General features: G+C 54.3%; 1 protein-coding gene. It reads right to left on the bottom strand.

Translation table 11 applies throughout. The annotated features are described in order from the left end of the window. Positions 1-577, bottom strand: a 577-nt coding sequence (locus tag QVP03_RS11490) for a SusD/RagB family nutrient-binding outer membrane lipoprotein (RefSeq protein ID WP_288210788.1), incomplete at its 3' end; no start/stop codon positions are given. Positions 578-657 lie beyond the last annotated feature (80 nt).

The raw sequence follows: 657 nt of genomic DNA on the forward strand, positions 1-657 counted from the left end.
TGTTGCGGCCCAGTATCTCGATAGCCTCGTCCAGCTCCTCGAACATCTTCGTATAGACCGCCTCCTGCGAATCGTACTCCACATAGACCGACTCGTTGCTCTCCAGCTTCGAATAGGGAATCGGACCGTAGGAGTCCGTCACACGGTGCATGATGGCCACTCGCAACAGGCGGGCGAAAGCGATGGCCACTTCGTCTTCCGTGCCGTTGACGATGCCCTTATAGGGGGTATAGGTCTCGGTGATGACGTTGGCGAAAGGCCATTTGCGCCAGTCGGCCGAGGGATTATAGGTCTCGAACTTGGTCTGCCATGTATCGACCGTGGCACCGATGTAACCGCCGAACGGCCCGCCCGAAAGCGATTCGTTGAACTGGTACATGTGCTCCTGCACGGGAATCACAAGACTCTGCAGCGACTTGAATTTCGTGCCGGTCTTGTAATTGAGGGCATCCATCTGTTCTTCCGTAACCTGATTGGGATTGCGGTTGATGTCCTCGAAATCACCGGTGCAGGCAGCCAATCCGAGCAGCGCGACCGACAGCAACACCGACTGCCAGCTCATATTGATCTTTCTCATAGTTTCTGCGCTTTAGAATTGGAATTTGACATTGAAACCGAGACTGCGCATCGAAGGCATCATGAAATAGTCGATGCCCT

Origin of the sequence: Alistipes sp. CAG:29 (genome assembly GCF_000435435.1) — a bacterium.
Classification (GTDB): domain Bacteria; phylum Bacteroidota; class Bacteroidia; order Bacteroidales; family Rikenellaceae; genus Alistipes; species Alistipes onderdonkii.